The sequence below is a fragment of the Ensifer sp. 22460 genome (assembly GCF_052044935.1).
In the GTDB taxonomy this organism is placed as follows: Bacteria; Pseudomonadota; Alphaproteobacteria; order Rhizobiales; family Rhizobiaceae; genus Ensifer.
In genome coordinates this window covers 33,483-55,056 of sequence record NZ_JBQENZ010000006.1, presented here as the reverse complement: position 1 = coordinate 55,056, position 21,574 = coordinate 33,483, and the positions used below count along the sequence as shown (strand labels likewise).

The 21,574-nt window shown below is 62.7% G+C and carries 21 protein-coding genes and 1 pseudogene; 12 read left to right on the top strand and 10 right to left on the bottom strand.

Going from position 1 to position 21,574, the window contains the following annotated elements:
• Positions 1–4: 4 nt before the first annotated feature.
• Genes ACTJKM_RS09150 through ACTJKM_RS09140 form a run of 3 tightly spaced genes read right to left on the bottom strand, consistent with a single transcriptional unit; the run spans position 5 to position 2,734 of the window.
• Positions 5–799 carry an ABC transporter permease gene (locus ACTJKM_RS09150; RefSeq protein WP_058322782.1) on the bottom strand — a complete coding sequence of 265 codons (795 nt, stop codon included), beginning with the start codon at positions 797–799 and terminating at the stop codon, positions 5–7.
• A 4-nt stretch (positions 800–803) separates the two neighbouring features.
• On the bottom strand, positions 804–1,676 hold the full coding sequence (locus ACTJKM_RS09145) for an ABC transporter permease (protein ID WP_058329677.1): 873 nt from the start codon (positions 1,674–1,676) through the stop codon (positions 804–806).
• Positions 1,676–2,734 (bottom strand): ABC transporter ATP-binding protein, encoded by a 1,059-nt coding sequence (locus ACTJKM_RS09140; protein ID WP_058329676.1) that lies wholly within the window; start codon positions 2,732–2,734, stop codon positions 1,676–1,678. The genes ACTJKM_RS09145 and ACTJKM_RS09140 overlap by 1 nt, the downstream gene beginning before the upstream one ends.
• Before the next feature lie 335 nt (positions 2,735–3,069).
• Here ACTJKM_RS09140 and ACTJKM_RS09135 point away from each other — a divergent pair, with 335 nt between their 5' ends.
• Positions 3,070–3,894 carry an IclR family transcriptional regulator gene (locus ACTJKM_RS09135; protein WP_058322779.1) on the top strand — a complete coding sequence of 275 codons (825 nt, stop codon included), beginning with the start codon at positions 3,070–3,072 and terminating at the stop codon, positions 3,892–3,894.
• A gap of 30 nt (positions 3,895–3,924) precedes the next feature.
• Here the strand turns inward: ACTJKM_RS09135 and ACTJKM_RS09130 are convergent, their stop codons facing one another.
• Positions 3,925–4,611: a TetR/AcrR family transcriptional regulator gene (locus ACTJKM_RS09130; RefSeq protein ID WP_058322778.1), complete on the bottom strand. Its 687-nt coding sequence runs from the start codon at positions 4,609–4,611 to the stop codon at positions 3,925–3,927.
• A gap of 143 nt (positions 4,612–4,754) precedes the next feature.
• On the opposite strand from ACTJKM_RS09130, the gene ACTJKM_RS09125 reads away from it, so the two are divergent.
• The 3 genes from ACTJKM_RS09125 to ACTJKM_RS09115 are packed head-to-tail and all read left to right on the top strand — an operon-like array spanning position 4,755 to position 7,727.
• Positions 4,755–5,765 (top strand): efflux RND transporter periplasmic adaptor subunit, encoded by a 1,011-nt coding sequence (locus ACTJKM_RS09125; RefSeq protein WP_113511400.1) that lies wholly within the window; start codon positions 4,755–4,757, stop codon positions 5,763–5,765.
• Between the two features lie 7 nt (positions 5,766–5,772).
• Complete coding sequence (locus ACTJKM_RS09120; protein ID WP_058322776.1) at positions 5,773–7,014, top strand: ABC transporter permease; 1,242 nt, start codon at positions 5,773–5,775, stop codon at positions 7,012–7,014.
• A complete protein-coding gene (locus ACTJKM_RS09115) occupies positions 7,011–7,727 on the top strand; it encodes an ABC transporter ATP-binding protein (protein ID WP_058322775.1) in 717 nt (238 codons plus the stop codon). The genes ACTJKM_RS09120 and ACTJKM_RS09115 overlap by 4 nt, the downstream gene beginning before the upstream one ends.
• Positions 7,728–7,741: 14 nt before the next feature.
• On the opposite strand, the gene ACTJKM_RS09110 is transcribed toward ACTJKM_RS09115, so the two are convergent.
• The 4 genes from ACTJKM_RS09110 to ACTJKM_RS09095 all read right to left on the bottom strand — a co-directional run bounded on the left by ACTJKM_RS09110 (position 7,742) and on the right by ACTJKM_RS09095 (position 11,974).
• Positions 7,742–9,796 (bottom strand): calcium-binding protein, encoded by a 2,055-nt coding sequence (locus ACTJKM_RS09110; protein WP_113511397.1) that lies wholly within the window; start codon positions 9,794–9,796, stop codon positions 7,742–7,744.
• 308 nt (positions 9,797–10,104) lie between these two features.
• Positions 10,105–10,488: a cupin domain-containing protein gene (locus tag ACTJKM_RS09105; RefSeq protein WP_280938127.1), complete on the bottom strand. Its 384-nt coding sequence runs from the start codon at positions 10,486–10,488 to the stop codon at positions 10,105–10,107.
• Between the two features lie 206 nt (positions 10,489–10,694).
• Positions 10,695–11,099 carry a DUF1236 domain-containing protein gene (locus ACTJKM_RS09100; RefSeq protein ID WP_440660213.1) on the bottom strand — a complete coding sequence of 135 codons (405 nt, stop codon included), beginning with the start codon at positions 11,097–11,099 and terminating at the stop codon, positions 10,695–10,697.
• A gap of 689 nt (positions 11,100–11,788) precedes the next feature.
• Positions 11,789–11,974, bottom strand: coding sequence for a hypothetical protein (locus ACTJKM_RS09095; RefSeq protein ID WP_057252114.1), 186 nt, complete (start codon positions 11,972–11,974; stop codon positions 11,789–11,791).
• A gap of 329 nt (positions 11,975–12,303) precedes the next feature.
• Here ACTJKM_RS09095 and minC point away from each other — a divergent pair, with 329 nt between their 5' ends.
• The 4 genes from minC to ACTJKM_RS09075 all read left to right on the top strand — a co-directional run bounded on the left by minC (position 12,304) and on the right by ACTJKM_RS09075 (position 14,685).
• Positions 12,304–13,050 (top strand): septum site-determining protein MinC, encoded by a 747-nt coding sequence (gene minC, locus ACTJKM_RS09090; protein ID WP_058322773.1) that lies wholly within the window; start codon positions 12,304–12,306, stop codon positions 13,048–13,050.
• 113 nt (positions 13,051–13,163) lie between these two features.
• Entirely contained in the window at positions 13,164–13,979 is an 816-nt protein-coding gene (minD, locus tag ACTJKM_RS09085) for a septum site-determining protein MinD (protein WP_057251955.1), read from the top strand.
• On the top strand, positions 13,976–14,236 hold the full coding sequence (gene minE / locus ACTJKM_RS09080) for a cell division topological specificity factor MinE (protein WP_057251956.1): 261 nt from the start codon (positions 13,976–13,978) through the stop codon (positions 14,234–14,236). The genes minD and minE overlap by 4 nt, the downstream gene beginning before the upstream one ends.
• A 272-nt stretch (positions 14,237–14,508) precedes the next feature.
• Entirely contained in the window at positions 14,509–14,685 is a 177-nt protein-coding gene (locus ACTJKM_RS09075; RefSeq protein WP_082640872.1) for a hypothetical protein, read from the top strand.
• Positions 14,686–14,708: 23 nt separating this feature from the next.
• Here ACTJKM_RS09075 and ACTJKM_RS09070 read toward each other — a convergent pair whose 3' ends face one another.
• Entirely contained in the window at positions 14,709–15,800 is a 1,092-nt protein-coding gene (locus tag ACTJKM_RS09070; protein WP_058329838.1) for a citrate synthase/methylcitrate synthase, read from the bottom strand.
• A 75-nt stretch (positions 15,801–15,875) separates the two neighbouring features.
• On the opposite strand from ACTJKM_RS09070, the gene ACTJKM_RS09065 reads away from it, so the two are divergent.
• The 3 genes and pseudogenes from ACTJKM_RS09065 to ACTJKM_RS09055 form a co-directional block, all read left to right on the top strand.
• Positions 15,876–17,006 carry a citrate synthase gene (locus ACTJKM_RS09065; protein ID WP_058329837.1) on the top strand — a complete coding sequence of 377 codons (1,131 nt, stop codon included), beginning with the start codon at positions 15,876–15,878 and terminating at the stop codon, positions 17,004–17,006.
• A gap of 298 nt (positions 17,007–17,304) precedes the next feature.
• Complete coding sequence (locus ACTJKM_RS09060) at positions 17,305–17,751, top strand: hypothetical protein (protein ID WP_058322771.1); 447 nt, start codon at positions 17,305–17,307, stop codon at positions 17,749–17,751.
• A gap of 196 nt (positions 17,752–17,947) precedes the next feature.
• A pseudogene (locus tag ACTJKM_RS09055) lies at positions 17,948–19,129 on the top strand (Do family serine endopeptidase); the annotation flags it as partial.
• Positions 19,130–19,187: 58 nt separating this feature from the next.
• On the opposite strand, the gene ACTJKM_RS09050 reads toward ACTJKM_RS09055, so the two are convergent.
• Positions 19,188–20,252 (bottom strand): helix-turn-helix domain-containing protein, encoded by a 1,065-nt coding sequence (locus ACTJKM_RS09050; protein ID WP_058322968.1) that lies wholly within the window; start codon positions 20,250–20,252, stop codon positions 19,188–19,190.
• A 141-nt stretch (positions 20,253–20,393) separates the two neighbouring features.
• On the opposite strand from ACTJKM_RS09050, the gene ACTJKM_RS09045 reads away from it, so the two are divergent.
• On the top strand, positions 20,394–21,452 hold the full coding sequence (locus ACTJKM_RS09045; protein ID WP_058329670.1) for an alpha/beta hydrolase family protein: 1,059 nt from the start codon (positions 20,394–20,396) through the stop codon (positions 21,450–21,452).
• The last annotated feature ends 122 nt before the right edge of the window (positions 21,453–21,574 follow it).

The window sequence follows — 21,574 nt, the reverse complement described above, 5'->3', positions numbered from 1 at the left end:
GATCTCAGCCCTTGCCCACCAGCAACCGGTCGAGACCGAACAGCCGATCGAGAATGATCATGGTGACGGTTGCGAGCGCGATCATCAGCGTCGAAACGGCCGCCATCATCGGGTCGATGGATTCGCTGGCATACATGTACATGCGCACCGGCAGCGTCACGGTCGACGGCGAGGTCACGAAGATCGACATGGTCAGCTCGTCGAAGCTGTTGATGAAGGCGAGCAGCCAGCCACCGCTGATGCCCGGCAGCATGAGCGGCATGGTGATCCGGCGAAACACCGTCCATTCGGCGGCACCCAGCGTGCGCGCCGCATTCTCGGCATTGCGGTCCATGCTGGTCAGCGACGCGAGGATCAGCCGCAGCGTATAGGGCGTGACGACGATCGCATGGGTAGCGACCAGCCAGGCGAAGGAGCCGCCCATGCCCATCAGCGAAAAGAGACGCAGGAAGGCAACGCCGAGAACCAGGTGCGGGATGATCAGCGGCGACAGGAACAGCGCATTCAACGCTTCGCGGCCGCGGAACTCGTAGCGGGTGATTGCCAGCGCCGCCGGCACCGCAAACACGGTGGAGATGGTCGCCGAAAGCAGTGCCAGCCGGACGCTGTTTCCGAAGGATGACATGAAGTCGGCGTGATGGAACACCGCCTCGAACCAGCGCAGCGAGAGGCCGTTCCAGGGCATCGTCAGCGTGTTCTCCGGCGTAAAGGCGACCAGGCAGACGACCACCATCGGCGCCAACATGAAGACGACGACGAGACTATGGAAGGCGAGAGCAATGGGACCGTTTCTCTGCATGGCTTCAACCCAGCTTGCGCTTCGCCTGCCGCTCGATGAGGCGGTTATAGGCAAGCATGATCACGAGATTGGCGACGAGGACGATGATCGCGATGGTCGCGCCGAGCGGCCAGTTGAGCTCGATCAGGAACTCGTCGTAGACGAGCGTCGCTGCCATTTTCAGCCGCCGGCCGCCAAGGAGGCCCGGAATGGCGAAGGAGCTGGCCGACAGCGCAAAGACGATCAGACTTCCGGAGAGGATGCCGAGGGCCGCCTGCGGGAAGACGATGCGGCGAAGGGCCGTGAAGCGCGAGGCGCCGAGGGTGAGCGCTGCCGCCTCGACCGTCGGATCGAGTTTCTGCAGAACCGTCCAGACCGGGATCACCATGAACGGCAGCATGATGTGCACGAGGCCGATGACGATCGCCGTCTCGGTGTAGAGAAGCTGGACCGGGTCGACGCCAACAATGGCAAGTGCGCTGTTCACGAAGCCGTTCTTGCCGAGCAGCATGCTCCAGCCGAAGGTGCGCACCACCACGGAAACGAGCAGCGGACCAATGATCACCAGGAGGAAGATCGACCGCCAGGGCTTGCGCATGTTCGAGAGAATATAGGCCTCCGGCACGCCGATCAGCACGGTGATGACCGTCGTTAGCAGCGCCAGACGCAGCGTGCGCCAGAAGGTCGAAAGATAGTATTCGTCTTGCAGCACCGTCAGGTAATTGGCGAAGGTGAAGTCGCTCTGGATGCCGGCCGTATAGTCGTAGCTGTTGAAGGAAAGAATGACCGTCAAGAGCAGCGGCAAGAGGACGAGGCCGACGAAGAACAGGGTCGTCGGCCCTGAGAGTGCCAGCGGCGCGAGCAGGCGCGGCTTGATGGCGGAAGGGGCGGCGCTCATCAGTTCGCCGCTCCGGCCAGCACACGACAATCGGCGTTCTGCCAGGCGAGCCCGACGGTTTCACCTTCCATCGGCGGCGGCGCGCCGAGATTGGGAACCGCAACGGCAAGAACGCCTGCGGGGGTCTCGGCGCTGACCAGCCATTGGCTGCCCATGAAATAGCGCGTCGTCACCTTGCCCTGGATCTGGCCTTCAGTCGGTTCCGTCAGCCGCAGCTTTTCCGGACGGATGAAGACCGAGACCTTGCCATCCGGCTCGCGACGATCGGTGTTGAAGCGGATCGGCGTGTTGTCGATGCTGATCGACGCGCCCTTGCCATTGAAAGCCGCGGTCGCGCGCAGAAAATTGGACTTGCCGACGAAGGACGAGATGAAGTCGTTGCGCGGATGCTCGTAGAGCTCATAGGGCGTATCGACCTGGGTGATGCGCCCCTTTTCCATGACCACAACGCGGTCGCTGATCGACAACGCTTCCGCCTGGTCATGGGTCACCATGATCGTGGTGATGCCGACGGTCTGCTGGATGCGGCGCAGCTCGAACTGCATCTCTTCGCGAAGCTGCGCATCGAGGTTCGACAGCGGCTCGTCGAGCAAGAGCACCGGCGGATTGATGACGAGCGCACGGGCGATCGCGACGCGCTGGCGCTGGCCGCCGGACATCTCGCGCGGATAGCGATCGGCAAGGGCCGAGAGGTGAACGAGCGCAAGGATCTCCTTGATGCGTTTGTCGCGGTCCGCCTTCGCGACCTTGCGCATCTCCAAACCGAAGGAGACGTTCTGGGCGACGGTCATATGCGGGAAAAGCGCGTAGCTCTGGAAAACGACGCCGAGTTCACGCTGCGGCGGTGGCAGGTGGGTGATGTCGCGCCCACCCATGGTGATCGCGCCGGCCGAGGGGCGCACGAGCCCGGTGATCATCTGCAGGGTCGTCGTCTTGCCGCAGCCGGAAGGGCCGAGCAGCGAGATGAACTCGCCCTTTTCGACCGCCAGATCGAAATCGTGAACGGCCGCAACCGATCCATAGAACTTGGAGACCTTCTCGAGGTTCAGGAAACTCATGCTCACTCTCCCGTGGGTCGCTGCCCCCAGGGATCGCCTGCCCCGTTTTTCTTGTCGGCGATCCCGGCGGCGACGACACGTCGTCAACCATCAAACCTCATCTCAGGCGATGCGATTTCCGCCGGACGCAACCGCGACGACAAAGGCGCGATTTCGCGATCGGGATAGCCTCCCGGCTATCCACGTTGTGGCGCATCCATCCCTCAAGAAAGGCTTGTGAATTAACTCCAGGAAATTGACGAAAAACACAAATGCAATTTTCTATTTTGGAATTTTTTGTTAGATAAATCCGATATACGGAATCTTGCCATGTGAATATTGAAAGATTTGCGCGTATGTCGGAATCAGAGAATGCAGGAAGCTCCAGCCTTTCCAAGGCGATCCACATCCTGAAAGATCTCGCGGAGAACGCGACGGAGGGTGTGCGGGTGATCGATCTCGCGCGCAGGCTGAATCTCACCCAGCCGTCGGCGCACCGGCTGCTGAAGAGCCTGATCGCCGAAGGGCTCGTCGAGCAGATGCCGGAAGGAAAATCCTATCGTCTGTCGTTGGAGTTCTTCTCGATCGCGTCGCAGGCGCGCAGGCGCGAAGGCATTCTCGACATCGCCCGCCCATCGCTTCTCAGGCTCTCGGCCACCTTCAACGACACCGTCTTCCTGCTGGTGCGCAGCAATTTCGACGCGATCTGCCTCGACCGGGTCGAGGGGCCCTTCCCGATCCGCTCCTTTACCGGCGACATCGGCGGCAAGGTGCCGCTCGGCATCGGCCAGGGCAGTATCGCCATTCTCGCCCACCTGCCGGAGGAGGAGCGGGAAGCGATCATCAAGTTCAACATGCCGCGCATCATGGACCGGGCTGCGATCGACGAGGTGGATCTGCGCATCAAGATCGAAGAGGTCAGGCGGATCGGTGCCGCGCAGATGAACTTTGAAATGATCGAGGGCATGGCCGGCCTCGGCGTGCCGGTGCTCGACCGCAACGGCATTGCAGTCGCCTCTTTAAGTATCGGCACGCTGGCATCGCGCCTGACGGAAACGCGAAGCGGCACCATCACCGATCTCCTGAAGGCCGAGGCGCAGGCAATCAGCAGCAAGCTCAACCCCTTCGACCCGACACTGCGCTATCCGGCCTCCGCCTTGCGTGCCGCGCAGAAGAGCTGAGAGACGCACACGTCGCAGCGCAGCGACAGCTCACGCCTCCAGGAAGGCGCGGGCGAAGCCCGGCTCGGTCACCTCGATCGAGCCATCCGGAAGCTTCAGGAAGCGCTCGATCGCGGTGCCGTAGGTTCGCATCCAGCCATCGAGCATCGCCGCGGCGCCATCGAGATCGCCAGCCTCGTAACGTTGCAGCGCCTTGTACATCACCTTGGCGACGCTCACGCGCAGTTGCAGCAGCATCAAGGCTGCTGCTTCCGGATCGGGCGCATCGAGCGTCCCCTCCTCATGCCCGCGCCGCAGCATCTCGGCGACCAGGGGTATGCTCACCGCCAGCAGGGCCTCGTCGATGCGGTGATAGAGAGCAACGTTTTCGGGCTTGAAAAGCGCGTTGAAGGTGTTCTTCAGCTGCGGCGCCATGTCGAGTTTCAGCCGCCTCGAGCCGGCGAAAAGTGCGTTCAGCTGCCCGACCGCATCAAGCGACGGGTCGTCGAAAAGCGGCTGCAACTCCTTCAGGTTCCGCTGCGCCAGGCGAGTGGCAACCGCCTCCAGCAACGCCTCCTTCGAAACGAAATAGTGGTAGAAGGCGCCCTTGGAGACATTGGCCTCACGGATGACGTCGTTGACCGTCGTATTCTCGTAGCCGTGTTGGAAGAACAGCCGCTCGGCACAATCGATCAGCTCGTTCGATCGGACTTCCGGCGATTTTTTCGTTCTGACCATAAGCACTCCAGAACAGCGGCTTAGCACGGGTTCACAGCGCGGTCCACGACGCTCCTGATGGCAAGGGTAACACGCATCCTTGAAACAAACCGACCGTCGGTCTATTTATACAGAACAGACTGGAAGCATTCAAGGAGCGTCTCGTGCAGCTGGCTCGTTTTGCAATCGGAGGGGCGGTTATCGTCGCCATCGGCGCGGCGGTTTCCTGGTATCTGTTTCGCCCGGTTCCCGTGTCCATCATTGCGCCAAAGCGCGGCGACGCGGCGGAGATCATCTATGCGGATGGCGTCGTGGAGCCGCGCACCTGGGCGAAAGTCACACCTACGGTCGCCGAACGGATCGTCGAACAATGCAATTGCGAAGGTGAACGTGTCGCCAAAGGCGATGTGCTCGCCCGCCTCGACGACACCGAGGCACGGGCAGCACTCGGCGAACTCCAGGCACGGCTGACGCTGGCGCAGGAGGAGTATCGGCGCAAATTGGCGCTCTCCGAACGCAGCACGATCAGCGAACAGGAAGTCGACCGGGCACGCAGCGAACTCGGCCAGCTCGAAGCCCTTGTCGCCGGCCGTCAGGCGCGGCTTGCGACCTATGTGCTGCGCGCGCCGAGCACGGGCCAGGTGCTCAGGCAGGACGGCGAGATCGGCGAAGTCGCGGATCTCGGCACGGTACTCTTCTGGGTCGGGGAACCGAAACCGCTGATCGTCACGGCCGACGTCAACGAAGAGGATATTCCGCGCGTCGAAGTCAGTCAGCGCGCGTTGTTGCGATCGGATGCCTTCCCCAACCAGAAACTCGAGGCGACGGTCGACAGCATCACCCCCAAGGGCGACCCGGTGACGAAGACCTATCGCGTCCGCTTCCGCCTGCCCGACGACACGCCGCTTCGGATCGGCATGTCGACCGACGTCAACATCGTCGTGCGGATATCGCATGGTGCCTTGATCCTCCCGACCGTAGCGCTGGAGGGGACAAAGGCTGCGGTGATCGACGGCAATCATACCAGGATACGGGAATTGAAAACGGGCATACGCGGCGCCGACGGCGTCGAGATTCTCTCCGGTCTGGAAGATGGCGCGCGCGTCGTCTCCCCCTTCCCGACCGGCCTTGCCGATGGCACGCGCGTCAAGGTCACGCCCGTCCCGGGAACATGAGCTCGCCATGCGCCTCATCCTCGACCTCGCACTGACCCACATCTCCGGCCGCGGCCGGCAGACGATCGTCGCGATGCTGGGCGTTGCGGTCGGCGTCGGGTTCTCCATCGCCATGGCAGCTCTGATGCAGGGCGGCCAGGACGATTTCGTCCGCCAGCTCGTCGACACGATGCCGCATGTCCAGGTGACCGACGAGCAGCGGACGGCGCGACGGCAACCGGCAGAAGACCTGTTCGATGCAGCGGCCATTTCCGGCCTCAGGCCACGCGACGATCGGCGCGGCATCATCAACCCCACCGCGGCACTCTCCTGGCTCGATGGCTGGATCCCGGGCCGCTTTGCCGCCACCCTCAAGGCGCAAGGCGTCATCCGCTATTCCGGCCAGGAGGTCGGTGCTGCCGTCATCGGCATCGATCCGCAGGCGGAACCCGGCGTCTCGCCGATTATCGGAGACTTCAAGGCCGGCAGCTTCGCCGCACTTGCCGCCGGCGGCAATAATGTGGTGGTCGGCGATACGATGGCCTCCCGGCTCGGCGCCAAGCTCGGCGATACGCTCACCGCCGTCTCTTCGGAAGGGCTCAGCCGCCGCTTCAAGATCGTCGGTCTCTTCCACACCGGCACGACGGCGCGCGACGAGGGCGAAGCCTATGTGTTGCAGAAGAACGCGCAGATCCTCTCGGCCCGGCCAAACGCGATCAACGAGATCAACATCAAGCTCGACGATCCGAACGCGGCGCCCACGGTGGCGCGGCGCATCGAGGCGGAACTCGGCTACAAGGCGGTTGCCTGGCAGGATGCGAACGAGTCGATCCTCGAGGCGCTCGTCGTGCGCAACGTCATCATGTACACGGTCGTTGCGGCGATCATGCTGGTCGCAGGCTTCGGTATCTTCAACATCATCTCGACGATCACGCACGAGAAGGCGCGCGACATCGCCATCATGAAGTCGCTCGGCTTCACCGAGGCCGACATGCGCATCCTGTTCGTGCTCGAAGGTGTGGCGATCGCGACAGCCGGCACGCTGCTCGGTTGGTCGCTCGGCTTCGCCATGGTCTATGCGCTCTCGCTCGTGCGCTTCGAGATATCCGCGACCGGCCAGGAAATGACCCGGCTACCGATCGCCTGGAGCATGCTGCACTATCTGATCGCCGCCGCCTTCGCGCTCGGATCGGCGGCCGTCGCCGGCTATTTGCCGGCAAGGCGGGCGGCCCGCGCCAATCCCGTCGACATCATCAGGGGCGCGACATGAGCACGCTGATCGAAACAAGGGATCTGACGCGCATCCTCAGGGAGACGGTGCCGGTTACCCTGGTGAAAGACATCTCTCTTGTTATCGGCGAGCAGGAGTTCGTCGCAGTCACCGGCCCGTCAGGCTCGGGCAAGTCGTCGCTCCTCTATCTGCTCGGCCTGCTCGACCGGCCGACCGGCGGCACGCTCGTGATCCGCGGCCGCAACACGGCCCGGATGGACGAGGACGAAAGGGCCGCCACGCGGCTTGCCAATATCGGCTTCGTCTTCCAGTTCCATTTCCTGCTGCCGGAATTCACTGCCCGCGAGAATGTCGAGATCCCCATGCGCAAGCTCGGTCGCCTTGGCCGGAACGAGATGCGCCAAAGGGCGAGCGATCTGCTTGCAGCACTCGGCCTTGCCGATCATTTCGACAAACGGCCAGACCAGCTTTCGGGCGGCCAGCGCCAGCGCGTGGCCGTGGCCCGCGCACTGGCCAACGATCCGCCGCTGATCCTTGCGGACGAGCCGACCGGCAGCCTCGACAGCCAGAGCTCCGAACAGGTCTTCAAGATCCTGGAAACGCTGGTGCGCGAGCGGGGAAAGACGGTGGTCGCAGTCACCCACGACCTCGACATGGCCTCGCGCATGGACCGGCGCCTTCATTTGATCGATGGGCGCCTGACCACGGAGGCGGACAGGGCCTCAGGCGAAGGCGTGTTGCCGGACACCTGACGCCCGGCGAAACCTCAGCCGAGGCCGAAGACGACATCGCTTTCCGTCAGAACCGAAAGCGAAACGTCCTCGATCAGAATGCCCTCGGCATCTGAACCGTTGAAGGCGACGAACACGCCGTCGGCCGTATCGTGCGCAGCAGCGAGAAAATCGGCATAGCTGTGAATGCCCGTGGCGTCCTGGGCGTCCTCGGAAAAGGCGATCCGATCGCCCAGCCTGCCGTTGAAATCAAGGATGCGATCGAGACCGGCTTCGCCGGAGGTTTCCGACGACCAGAGAAACGTGTCGGCGCCGCTGCCGCCCGTCAGCCGATCGGCGCCATTGCCGCCGCTCAAGAGGTCATTTTGCGAACCGCCGTCGAGGATATCCGCACCGTCACCGCCGAAGAGCTGGTCGTTTTCCGAGGCGCCGCTCAGCGTGTCGTTTCCGCCGCGCCCGTCGAGGATGTCGTTGCCGCTCGACGAATAGAAGGTGTCGTTGTCTTCGGCGCCGCGCAACACGTCGTCGTAGCGCCCGGACGTGACGTTGAAATATTCGACATTGGCGAAAGTCAGTCCGGTATGCGTTACGCCGCGTGCCGCATCGAAATCCGTCGCTTCAGGCAAGCCGCCATAGTTGAGGTTCAACAGATCCCGCCCTTCACCGCCATCGGCCTCCCCGAGGTAACGGGCATTGATCGTGTCGTTGCCCGCACCGCCGCGCAGGATCGACGCGACGCCAAGCGAACCGCTGCCGGGAAAGGTGTCCTGCAGCCAATCATCGCCAGCGCCGCCGTCGAGCACGTCGCTGCCACCGTCATTGGCGAGCGTATCCCGGCCATCCCCGCCAAAAGCGACGTCGTCGCCAGTGCCCGTCTCGATCATGTCGTCTCCGGCGCCCGCATCGATATAGTCGTCGCCCTCCTCGCCATCGAACCGGTCACGCCCGGCACCGCCTTCTATGTGATCGTCCCCGGCGCCGGCATCGACTATGAGATAGGTAAGATCACCCGCGCTGACCCGGTCGTTGCCGCTGCCGAGCGCGAGGCTCACTTCTTCAAATCCGCGCAGCACGGTACCGGTCGAAACCTTGCCAGCGGCGAAATCGATGGTGAGATCGCTCGTGCGCTGCATCTCGCTGATATAGAGCCAGTCCTGGCCCGCACCGCCGTCGATCTCGGCGGAGTAGAATGTGGAGATGATCTGGTCACTGCCGTCGCCGCCAAATAGACGGTTGGCACCGAGCCCGTCCGTGATCCTGTCGTCGCCCGCGCCAGCATCGACGACATCGTTGCCGCCGGCCGTCTCAATAACGTCGCCAAGCGCGCTTCCCGTAACACGGTCGCTCCCGCGTCCGGTCATCAGCACAACCCGCTCGACATCCTGATGCTGGACGAAGAGGTGCCGCTCCGTCTGCGTCCCGTCTCCGATAATGCCGTGACCATTCGCCAGGTTGAACACGACCGGAGCAGTCGATCCCGAAAGATCGACGACCAGGGTATCGTCTCCGGCACCACCAAAAACGGTGCTGCCCGTCCCGACGAGAACAAAGCGATCGTTTCCATCGCCGCCATCGAGACGATCGTGTCCGCCTGTATTGGTGATGATGTCGTTTCCCGCGCCCGCATTGACGACGTCGATGCCGGCTCCGGTCGAGATCCGGTCGCTCCCGGCGGTCCCCGTGATCCGGTCGTCGCCGCTGCCGGCAAGAAGGCGCAGCCACTCGATATCGTGGAAGAAGACATGCTGGCTGACAGCGCTCGGATCGCCAACATAGCCATGGCCGCCGGCACCGTTGAAGACCATCCGGTCGGCGCTTTGCGAGAAGTCGACGACGAGACCGTCGAAACCCCTGCCTCCGGTAATGGCCCCGCCGGTCCCGGTGAGAACGATCTGGTCACTGCCGTCGCCGCCGTCGATCCGGTCGTAGCCGCTCGAGCTCGTCAACATGTCGTCATGCGCCCCGCCGTCGACAAAATCGTCGCCGCCGCCGCCATCGATCGTGTCGAAGCCGACGAGGCCCCAGATGCGGTCGCTTTCCTCGGTGCCCTTCAAAACGTCGCCCGCAGACGAGCCTACGATCTTCGCCATATCGCTATCCTCTTCGATCGACTTAAGAATATGCTCAAAGACTCGAATATACATCCCGATTATTGAATGTATTACAGGGATAACACAAAGCAATATCGAATAAACTTTCCGAATATAGGCAATTTAATTTGAAATATATATTAGATATCCCGAGACATTCGCCGAGTTTGCCGAGATCCGGAAAAAGAGGCGGTCGGCAATTGTGCTGAGGGGCTTTTAAACTATACCCGGAAGACGAAGCCGGGCAAACGGATGCACCCGGACGTCATCGCGTGCAGGAGGGATTTGAGGTTCAGGGAACCGGCGGCCTAGTCGACCTCCCCGCACCAGCGTCTGACGCTTTCGACCGAACCGTCAAACCGGGCCTCGAAGCTTGCTGCCGCAAGGATGGCTTGAAGCTGGAGCGTCTCGCTACCGATATTGGTGAAGCCATGGCGGCGGAGCGGCGGCACGATAAGAGACTGGCCGGGCAAGACGATGATGCGTTCCTCTTCGATCCACATCTCGGCCTTGCCGGCGAGCACCGTCAGGATCTCCTCAACGGGATGATGATGCGTCGGAGCGCCCGCGCCGGGCGCCACCCTTTGCTCGAACAGGCACAATTGCGAGGCGCCGTTCACCGCGGAGATCACCATCCGCGTTTCGACGCCGGGGCGCCATAGCTCAACGGGCCAGTTCTCATGCACGATCACTGCCAAGCCGGGCTCCCCTCGTCGATCATGGCGTTTGTCGCTGCGAGTTTAGCAGCACTGCTGCATCGGTACGATGGTGCGGTGTTGCGGATCATAGATCCATCCGCTTTCAGTGAAGCGAGCGCGGCTGCGACGAAGCCGGCGAAAACAGCAAAAGGGGCGGCGCTTGAACGCCGCCGCTTAAGGCGAGACTATTGAGCCCCGCGTCAGTTGATGACCCGGACCACCGTTCTCGACTGCGGTTCCACGATCACCCGCTGGTCGTTGACGACCGCATAGGCGTAACGCGGGTTTTGCGGAATCGGCGTCAGGACGATAGCCGACGGGATGGGCTTACCGACCACGATCCGTTCCTGAATGACGACAGACGGTGGAGCCGGCTGCTGCTCGACATAGGTGACCACTTCCGGCGGCGGAGGCGTCAGCGCTGCACCGAGCGCGCCACCCACAACGGCGCCGACGCCGGCACCGATCGGGCCGCCGACGACAGCACCCGCTGCCGCACCACCGGCCATGCCTGCAGCCGTACCGGCTTGCTTGTTGGCGTCCTGAGCAAAGGCGGAGCCTGCCAGTAGACCAGCAACAGCCGCCGTGATTACAAGCTTCTTCATGATCTCATCCTTTCGTTCGATCACAAACTCAACGAAAAGGGATAATAAATTGTTCCAACATTACCTTCTTGCTTTCGGATCACGCTTGATAACTTCCGTTAACAGTCGCCTACACAATCAAAACAAGCACGGGCGATGCCTTACATATTCCGACAAAGAGCGATTAGATACTTTATATTCGCGACCATATTCTAGAGAAATGCCCGGTTCGCATGGTTCCATTTTGAAAGCGCCGACTGACCCGCGAGCAGCGGGTTTCTGCCACGCGGCACACGATCTGCCCCGCTAGTCGCGGGGCAACTTGCCAAGGAGCAGTTTGTTCCCCTCCCTGTTTCCGCAGCGCGAGCATTTGAGTGTTCGGCCGATGGAATTGAGGTGGATGCCCCATCCGTAGGTGCTGGCTATCACCCGACGGTCAATTCGCCCTTGATGCCGGCACTTCCCGCACTTCGCCACGAGCACATACCATTCCGGTAGCAGCTCCAGGGTCGAGCCGTAGTCGGCAGCATTTTCGCGCGACATCAGGTCGATGCTTCGACGATGCCTCATGGTCAGTCCTCTCGAAGCTTCGTCTCGATCCGCCCATCACCGCAGGCGGGCATCGGCGGCTTTCGGGCGGATTGCCCCCGTTGGAGCTGCGCCAGGCGCCCTGGTATCGGCCCACCGGTCCCGCGTAGTCGTTATTTCTATTACCGTGCCGAACCATCGAGCCGCAGCGAAAGCTGCACGCCGCCGCGCTTCAGCCGCGGCAGGGGCGGCGTCATGTCGATGCGTCCGAAGGTCCGCTTCCGCCACTCGGCTTCGCGTTCCCGCTTCTTCCGGGCGGCTGCAACGGCAGCCATGGCGCGTTCGATCACTTCTTCCGTATGGGTCATGGTTTCTGTCCGGCTCATGGGAAACCTCCATTTGTTCACGTTATGTTCTTATTTTAGCACTCCAATGTCAACTCCCTTCGCGAGGTCGGGCGAATCGCATGCAAAGGGATCGATGAATCACCCTCTCGTCAGCGGGCGGCAGACGGTCAAATCCGCCATCGCCAAGGCAATAATGGCCAAAAGATTGGTTTGTTACGACGACCAATTTACCTTGTTTTTCAGTGCCGGAAGGCCCGCCGCGGGACCCGCCTCATTAACCTTCGCACTGCTGAATTAACCATTTGTTAACCATTTTCTCGATACACCGAGGCAACGGAAAATTTACCAAGATGAACGATGTGTTAACCGAATCCCGGCCGATCCGCCTCAAGGGGCGCTCCTTCCTTGCGCTAGCGCTGACCCCCGAGCTGCCCCTCGAGGATTGGCTCACCCGGCTCGACGATCTGGCTTCCCGCTCCGCCGGTTTCTTCCTCCGGCGGCCCGTCGTGCTCGACGTCGATGGCCTCGAAATCGATCGCTCGCAACTGCGCGAGCTCGTCGATCAGCTCGGCAAACGCAATGTCCGAATCATGGGCATCGAAGGCGCGCGACAGTCGCTGCTCGGCGCCGATCTGCCGCCTGCGATGAACGACGGGCGCCCGGCAGCCGACTACGAAGCGAAGATGGCGGAGCAGGCAGAAAAGGCCGAGGTGCCAGGAGCAGAAACGGAAGCCGTCATCACGGCCGAGCCGCTTGCCGCCAAGGCAACACCCTCGATCGTCGTGACCCAGCCGGTGCGCTCCGGACAGTCGCTGTTCTTCCCGGAAGGCGACGTGACGATCATCGGCTCGGTCGCTTCTGGCGCCGAGGTCGTCGCCGGCGGATCGATCCACATCTACGGCGCGCTGCGCGGCCGGGCGATGGCCGGCACCACCGGCAATGTTTCGGCACGGATTTTCTGCCGCAAGCTCGAAGCGGAACTGATTGCGATCGACGGCTTTTACAAGACCGCCGACGACATGGAGCAGCATCTGCGCGGCAAGTCCGTTCAGATCTGGCTCGACGGCGAAGCGCTCAAGGCGGGAACGCTCGGCTAGAGCGGGATGGGATGGCCGGGCGGACACCGCCCGCATCTCGCTTGTGGTTCTGGGTCGATCCAGAACCATCGTGACGTAAGGCGAAGGCGTAGTTTAAATACTTGGAGAGATGAATGGGCAAGGTAGTCGTAGTTACATCGGGCAAAGGCGGCGTCGGCAAGACGACGTCCAGCGCCGCATTGGGTGCTGCGCTTGCGCAGAACGGCGACAAGGTCGTGGTCGTCGACTTCGATGTCGGTCTGCGCAATCTCGATCTCGTCATGGGCGCAGAACGGCGTGTCGTTTATGACCTGGTCAATGTGATCCAGGGCGAGGCCAAGCTGTCGCAGGCGCTGATCCGCGACAAGCGGGTCGAAACGCTTTACCTCCTGCCGGCCTCACAGACCCGCGACAAGGACAATCTGACGCCGGAAGGGGTCGAGAAGGTCATCGCCGCCCTGCAGAACGCCTTCGACTGGGTGATCTGCGACAGCCCTGCCGGCATCGAACGCGGCGCGACGCTCGCCATGCGCCACGCCGATATCGCCATCGTCGTGACCAATCCGGAAGTCTCCTCGGTGCGCGATTCCGACCGCATCATCGGCCTGCTCGATTCCAAGACGTTGAAGGCCGAAAACGGCGAGCGCATGGAAAAGCACCTGCTGCTCACCCGCTACGACCCGCTTCGCGCCGAGCGCGGCGACATGCTGAAGGTCGACGACGTGCTCGAAATCCTGTCGATCCCGCTGATGGGCATCATCCCGGAGAGCGCAGACGTGCTTCGTGCATCCAATGTCGGCTCGCCGGTCACGCTGGCAGACAACCGCTCAGCGCCGGCGCTGGCCTATTTCGACGCAGCGCGCCGGCTGAAGGGCGAAACCCTGCCAATCACCATTCCCGGTGAAAAGCGCAGCTTCCTCGGCAAGATTTTCGGAAGGAAGGCGGCATGAATCTGTTCGGTTTCTTCTCCCGCTCCCAGTCAGCACCGGCCGCCCGCGAACGGCTGCAGGTCCTGCTGGCGCATGAGCGCGCATCCGCAGGCGATTCGGATCTCGTCACCAAGCTGCGCGACGAAATTCTGAAGGCGATCTCCAAGCACATGCAGATCGACGACGAAAAGGTCAAGGTGACGATGGAACGCGGCGCGCAGGTTTCGACGCTCGCCGTCGATATCGAGATCCCCTTTGACGCGAAGAAGGCGGCCTGACGGTCGCCCATTCGTTCCAGATGACGTCAAAGCGTCTCCGGATACCTTTAGCCGGACAATATCGACAGATGTTGTCCGGCTTTTTCGTGGAAGGTCAGAAGTCCGGCGCCACGCCGAAAACGAACTCCGCCTTGTCTCCCGACATGTTGTAGTACTGGTGATCGAAGCCCGCCGGAATGTAGAAGCCGTCGCGCGGATTGAGCTCGAACCAGACCAGGCCTTCCGCTTCCGGCACATGGATGTTCAATGTGCCCGAGACGACGTAGAGGCATCTGATAGCACTGGCAAAGCCGGACCTCGTCGCTTTCGGCAGCGCCCGTTCGATCGCGCTCGCCTGTTCCGTTTCGCCAACGACGGTCGCTCGCTTTGCGACCGTCCTCGGCTTCAACGACTTCCGCGACCTGAAGATGTTCTTTCAAAAGCACCTGCGAAATACGCGGGTGGCATAGACCTCACAATGGAGTGCCGGCGCTCAGGCCGCCTGCTGCGGCAGCGGCCCGACATAGAGCGAACGCGGCCGGATAAGGCGGCCTTCCAACGCCTGTTCGCGTGCGTGGGCGATCCAGCCGACGGTTCGGCCGATCGCGAACACGCCGGTGAAGGCTTCTCGCGGGAACTTCAAAGCGTCGAGCAGAAGCGCCGTGTAGAACTCCACATTGACATCGAGCGGACGGTCCGGTTTGCGCACCTTCAGGATGGCAAGCGCCGATTGCTCGACCGCTTCGGCCAGTTGAATCCGATCGCGGTTTGCCGGGTCGGCGGCGCTCAGCTGCTTCAGTGCGCCTTTCAGCGCGTCGGCGCGGGGATCGCGGACGCGATAGACGCGATGGCCAAAACCCATCAGCCGTTCGCCGTGGTCGAGCGCCTCCGAGAGCCAGACTCGCGCGTTCTCCGGCGTCCCGATCGCATCCAGCATGTCGAGCACCGGTCCCGGCGCACCGCCATGAAGCGGCCCCTTGAGCGCGCTGATCGCAGCAAGAACCGAAGATGTGAGGCCGGCTTTGGTGGACGCGACCACACGCGACGCGAAGGTCGAAGCGTTGAGACCGTGATCCGAAATCGTCACCAGATAGGCATCGAGCGCCGCCTCTTCTTCCTTGCTCGGCACGCTTGCACCGAGCATTGCCAGAATATCGGCAGAATGGGAAAGCGCCGGTGTCGGCGCGACCGGGGTTTCACCCTTCTTCAGGCGCAGTGCCGCAGGCAGGAAGACGGCCGGGGCGGCCAGCAAGCGCAGTGCCGTATCGATATCGTCTCCATCCGGAAGCCGGGCGATCAGCGCACGCATGATGTCGACCGGCGGCAGTTCCAGCAACGCATCGTCGATAGCGGGGACGTGAGCGAAGACCTCCACCCGCTTTTGCCCGAGGCGCTTCGCAAGCTCGGCCCGATCCGGCGTGGGCCCCAGCAGTCCGCCGAACAACAGGGCGACGACATCTTCATAGCGCGCGTGGCCGACCAGGTGATCGAGCGAGACGCCGCGGATGATCAATTCGCCGGCCTCACCGTTGACATGGGAGAGCTGCGTTTCGGCGGCGACGACGTCTTCAAGTCCGTTCTTCATCATCAAGTTTCTCCTTTACGCAGAGAATGATCCGACCTAGATCTATTGACGTCAATCTTGATGCAATCGATCAACATGAAGACACTCTGGATCACCGCCGAAGAGGCGCTCGCCCGGCTCGGCAGCAAGCGGCAGACGCTCTATGCCAATGTCAGTCGTGGACGCATTCGCGCCAAGCCCGACCCAGCCGACCCGCGCCGCAGCCTGTATCAGTCCGACGATGTGCATCGGCTGGCCGAACGCCATGCCGGGCGACGGCAGGCGGCGGTCGTGGCGGCCGAAGCGATCCGCTGGGGTGAGCCGGTTCTGAAGACGACGATCTCCAGTATCGCCGGCGGGCGGCTATTCTATCGCGGCCGCGATGCGGTCGAACTCTCCAGCGACGCGACGCTGGAGCAGGTCGCGGCGCTGCTTTGGCAATCATCCGAGCCAGTGACCGTTCCCGCCGGCGAACACGGCGGCAGCCAATCGCGCCTGGCCGCAACGTTCGCGCGCCTGGCTGCACGGATCGAAAGCGACCTGCCGGCGCTCGGCCGCCGCCCGGCGATATTGAAGGCTGAAGCCGCCGACGTGCTTGCAAGCGTCGCGACGGAGATGGCGCCATCGCCAGAGCAAATGCCGCTGCACCGGCGGCTGGCGCTGGGCTGGGGACGGCCGGAGGCGGCGGAGCCGATCCGCAAATGCCTGGTGCTGACCGCCGAGCACGAGCTCAACGTTTCGGCCTTCGCGGCCCGGGTCACAGCTTCGTCCGGCGCGGCGCTTTCCGCCGCCACGCTTTCAGGACTTGCCACGCTGACCGGACCTAGACATGGCGGCGCCTGGCTCAGCGTCACGCGGCTGGCCGAACAGGCGGCGGCGTGCGGCGTGCGCGAAGCGATTCGGGGAATGCTCTCCTCCGAGGGCGTGGTCAGAGCCTTTGGCCACCGGCTCTATCCCGATGGCGATCCGCGCGCCAAGGCGATCATGGCAAGCTTCGAGGTGCCGGCACTCTACACCACCTTGGCCGAAGCCGGCGAGGAGTTGCTCGGCGAACCCGCCAATCTCGACTTTTCACTGGCCGCCCTCGCAGCGGCCTATACTCTCCCTGACGATGCGCCGCTCGTCATTTTCGCGCTTGCGCGCACCGTCGGCTGGCTCGCTCATGCGATGGAGCAGGTCGAGAGCGGCGAGTTGATCCGCCCTCGCGCACATTACGCAGGCACCTAGCTATTTCTTCGACGCTCACTCAAACACAGGCCCCGCGCACCCCTTTGCGAGGCATGGGCGAGAAGAATAGTTTCCAGGAGAAAACGAGAACAGCGTTTATTACATAAAATTAATTATTTGAACCTCCAAGAAAAGACAAATAAATATTACATTATATTAACATGACTAACGCGCATCAAAGTATTACCTTCGAACCGAGGCTGAATATTGCCGGCGACCGCTTCGGCCGCGACGCGACAATAGGAGACGGCCTCGCAGGGAAGCTCCTCCCGCTTCCCGCGTTGAAGGAGATGCAGATATGCGCTCGCCCCTCAAGACCACCACCATCGCAACCCTCGCCCTCGTCGTTTTCGCCGGCGGTGCCTTTGCGGCCGATCACCACGACTTCGGTCGCGACAGTGACAAGGGCGCCTATACGGGCGATTACTACCAGGGCATTTTCACCCAGGACGACATGACGGCCCCGGCGATGCAGGTCTACCGCGCACCGGTTCACATGGCATCGTCGCGCCTAGACCGCGTCCTGCATGAACTGAGGGTCGACAACCACCGGATCAATGCCGACCGCGAACAGGGCAAGCTGACTGCGGCAAACTACAGGAAGCTTGAACGCGAGGACGGTGCAGTGCGCGCCCAGGCGGTCAAGACCGCCGCCGCCCACAACGGCATGCTGCCCACGCAATCCTATGCGCGGTTGCAGAACGAAGTTCGCCACCTCGACCGGGATATCGCCCGGATGGCGTGATCGACAGGCAGATGCGGCCCACCCGCCTTCCGGGTGGGCGCCACCGACGGCGCCGGGCTCGCTCCCTGAGCCCGATCCCTCGGCAACCAACACAAGCCCTTACACGAAGCCGACCGAAACAATGAGCCGTGTTCGCCTCCGACCGGGGCGCACGCCTGAGATCTCTCGGCGACCTGGCAGCGAAAGGAACAAGATCATGTCAAACATTCTCATGAGGCACCGTGCTGCCGCGCTCCTCGGCGCAGCCGTCATCGTCGCGCCTTTGTCCATGGCAGTCTTTGCTGGCCATGACGCGGCTGCGGCCGCCGGAACCGGCCCAGCCGTTGCGGTGCCGCTTGCGTCCGGCGCCTCCTTCGCTCCGATCGTGTCGGCGGACAAGCCGGCGATCGTCACGATTACCACCGTAATCAAGGCCGACAACGCTGGTAACGACGAAACCTCGCAACTCAGCGAAAACTCGCCCTTCGACGAGCAGTTCCGCCAGTTCTTCCGCGACCGGGGCATTCCGCTGCCGGACCGGGCCCCGCAACAGCGCCCCGCGCAACGGGCCGAAGCGCTCGGCTCCGGCTTCGTCGTGGCCGCGGATGGCTACATCGTCACCAACAACCACGTCATCGACAAGGCGTCGAGCATCACGGTGACCCTTGACGACGGCACGCAAGTGCCCGCCAAGCTTGTCGGTGCCGACCCGAAGAACGATCTCGCCGTACTGAAGATCAAGCCCGCAAAGCCGCTTGCCACCGTTGCCTGGGGCGATTCCGACACCTTGCGGGTCGGCGACCAGGTGCTTGCGATCGGCAACCCGTTCGGCATCGGCACGACCGTGACCGCCGGCATCGTCTCGGCACGTGGACGCGATCTGCACAGCGGTCCCTATGACGACTTCATCCAGATCGACGCGCCGATCAATCGCGGCAATTCCGGCGGACCGCTGGTCGATGCTGCGGGTCGGGTGGTCGGCATCAACACCGCCATCTATTCGCCGAACGGCGGCAGTGTCGGCGTCGCTTTCGCCATTCCCTCGGATCAGGCGCAGAAAGTCGTCGTCGAGTTGATGAAGGACGGCTCGATCCAGCACGGCTTCATCGGCGTCGAAATTCAACCGGTGACCGCTGACATCGCCGATGCGATCGGCCTCCGTCAGGCAGAAGGCGCGCTCATCGCCGGCGTCAATGATGGAACACCCGCCGCCAGGGCAGGCCTCAAGGCTGGCGACATAGTCACCGCCCTCGGCGGCAGCCCGATCAAGTCGCCACGCGATCTCTCGCGCATGGTCGCCGACCTCTCGCCCGGCACCTCGAAGAGCTTGAGCGTCTGGCGGACCGGCAAGACCAGGGATCTCTCGATCACCGTCGGCCGCAACACGGGGGATCAACAGTAGCTATCGGCCGCCGCGAGGCGTACCTGTCCGGCCGCACGGCGGCCGGGCACAATTGTCAGCGATAGCCTCTGGCGTTGATCGCCCCGCCCTCTTGGCCAGGCTTTTCTTCCCGGTTTTGCTCCCTCCAGGATCCGGGACTGAACGATGTTACCCGCCGGAATTCGCGATTGAAATTCGACTTCGTCTGAAAACCGGATTCGAACATCGCCGAGGTCACCGACATGTCGGTCTCACGCAGCAGACGGCAGGCTTCGGCAATTCGAAAATCGTTTATGTACTGCGAGACGTTCTTGCCGGCCAGCCGATTGACGGCGGTCGATATCTGCCGGGCTGGAAGGCCCGCGCGCCGTGCCAGGCGCGACAGCGTCAAGTTTTCGTCGCGGGCCAGTTTCTGGCTGACCAGTAGTTGATCGACCCGGTCCAGGATCTCCCGGTCCTGCGGCACTGAAACTGGATCTTCATCGATGACCGTGCTGGCTACCGGAAGCGCGCGCGCACGGTCCGCGACCATGGCGGTCAGCCCGATGAAGAGCAATCCCAGCATATTCCCGTTGCTGACGATGAGGCCGATATTCGCCCCCTTTGTCCATTCAAAGTCCAGAATGATCGCAAGATCGAAGAGGGCCGACACACAGAGCGAGACCGCGGCAATGACCAAAGCGCGGTGCGCTGCAACGGCGCCTTCAAAACGTGCTTCGTCCAATGCATCCGTGCCGGTGCGGGCAAGGTTCAAAAGCGCCAGCGCATATCCGACATATTCGACGATCAGGGCGAAGTCGATGTATCTCGGCGCGAGCAGCACGAGCATGAGGACGCCGATGGTCGGCGTCGCGTGAATCCACCCGGCGCCGGGAACGCTTCGCTCCTCGCTGCGGATCAGGCTGTGGAAACTCGCGAGCACCAGTGGCGGTACGCCGCTTGCGAGCACCGGCAGAGCAAATCGCAATGCCGCGACGTCGTAACCCCACCGCAGGCCGACGACCACCGACTGGAGGGCACAGAGCGCCACCAAGACGAGAAACGCCCGATTGCGCTTCGCGGGCTCGTCGCCGCGTAGCATGACAACCAGCAGGATCAGCAACAGCAAGGCGACGACGAACGGCAACGGCAGGAAGATCAAGAGCGAGTCCTTTGGCGGGCAGATAACCTGGGAAGTCATGGCTCAGATCGCGATTCGGGACGACCTGAATCGCGATCAAGGACGCGGCGAGGCGCAACGCCGGCGACGATCGTGCGTCTTTTTCAACCCAGCGAGATGCCCATGCCCCTCTTCCAGTTCTTGCCCGCCGCCGTCTTCATCCTGGCCGTTGCCACCCCCTCGCATGCCCATGATGTCGGCGTGCGCGAGATCAGCGTTTCGGCTCCCGAACGGGGACGAGATCTCTCTGTCACCATCTGGTATCCCGCCGCGACCGGCGGCGAAACCGCCCTTGTCGGCGACAACCAGATCTTTAAGGGAACAGAGGCCGCAAGGGACGCCCCCTTCCTCCTGGGGCCGTTCCCCCTGGTCGTCGTTTCGCACGGCTCCGGAGGCCGCGTTCAAGCGATGAGCTGGCTGGCGACCGCACTCGCAGAGGCCGGTTTCATAGTCGCCGGCCCCAACCATCCCGGCACGACCAGCGGCGATTCGACGCCCGTCAACACGCCGAAGCTCTGGGAGCGCACGGCCGATCTTTCCACCGTCATCGACAAGCTCACCGGCACCGGCGAATGGAACAAGGTAATCGACGCCGACCGGATCGCCGTCCTCGGCTTTTCTCTCGGAGGCTCGACTGCCATGGAGATGTCCGGCGCTGAGGCAAGCCTCGATGCCTATGCCCGCTATTGCGACAGCTACAGGAAGTGGGATTGCGCCTGGTTTGCCGGCGGCAAAGGCTACGTCAACGACATGCCGGTCGAGGTCGGCAAGCTCGATCTTCGCACGATCGACAAAGCCCGCTTCGAACAATCGAACCTTGACCGGCGCATCAAAGCGGCAGTGCTGGTCGATCCGGGTCTCGCCCAGGCCTATAGGGAAGAAAGCCTGAAGAAGATCGAGATCCCGATGCATTTCATCAATCTCGGCAGCGCAGAGACCATCCCCCTGGCCGTCGCCTCCAAGCCTTTGGCGGCACTGACGCCAAAGGGCTCCTATGCCGCAATCGCCGGGGCCGACCACTTCAGTTTCCTGCCGGAATGCAAGGACGGCGCCGCCGAAGCGCTGAAATCCTTCGGCGAAGTCGACCCCATCTGCGAGCCGACGGAGCGTCCCCGCGCCGACATCCATGCCGATATCATCAGCCTGGCGCGCGAAGCCTTGCAGCAGAGCCTTGGCGAATAGCGATTGGCGAGAGCGCGAGGCTGGCGGCGATGCGCACCCAGGATCGCCGCCCAGCCAGGCAGGACCGCGCTTTGCCGTCCCTTCTTCGAGAAACGATACCTCGACACCGCAAGTGGATTCAT